General features: G+C 39.4%; 1 protein-coding gene. It reads right to left on the bottom strand.

Features of this window, described 5'->3' with window-relative positions; translation table 11 throughout:
- Positions 1 to 228 (bottom strand): YcjX family protein (locus R8N47_RS27570; RefSeq protein ID WP_318186408.1); only part of this gene is annotated, 228 nt, incomplete at its 3' end.
- Positions 229 to 553 lie beyond the last annotated feature (325 nt).

The raw sequence follows: 553 nt of genomic DNA, 5'->3' as shown, positions 1-553 counted from the left end.
AACCATCATATTGGTTTGAGGTTCACGCTTTGCACCAATAAGGCGTTTGTCTCTCGCGGCGGTCAATAAAGGTAGATTGTCGTGAGTGGCGGTGTGAAGTAGCTGATTAACCAAAGACGTGATAAAGGCCGTTTTACCCGCTCGGGATAACCCAGTTACCGCAATTCTTACATTAGAATCCATACCACGGCTGATAAAGTCGTTCACTTCTTGCTTTATTCTTTTCATAGTTTTTATTTATCTCACCAGTTTTTATACCCAACGCTTCCTTAGAAGTAACTTGAGTATCACGAGTCTAAGTTTACCAACCTTAATCAAAGATGAACAAAATCTGCAATCTAGTGCTGACCTCGATAAGTGTAAAATATTGCTGCCTATAAACGGAAAAGCCTCTGAATCACTTCAGAGGCTTATATATTCTAACTAGAGGCTTAATGTTCTAATCTTCTTCAATCAGCTTGTAGATATCAACGAGTGCGATTTCAAGAACAACCCAAAGCACACAAGTGATGGTGACGTATTTTTCCTCAAAAATACTGATACCGTGAAGAAT

The sequence above is a fragment of the Vibrio sp. 2132-1 genome (assembly GCF_033344315.1).
Note: the sequence above shows the minus strand (reverse complement) of the source record. Positions and strands in the feature narration are given on the sequence as shown.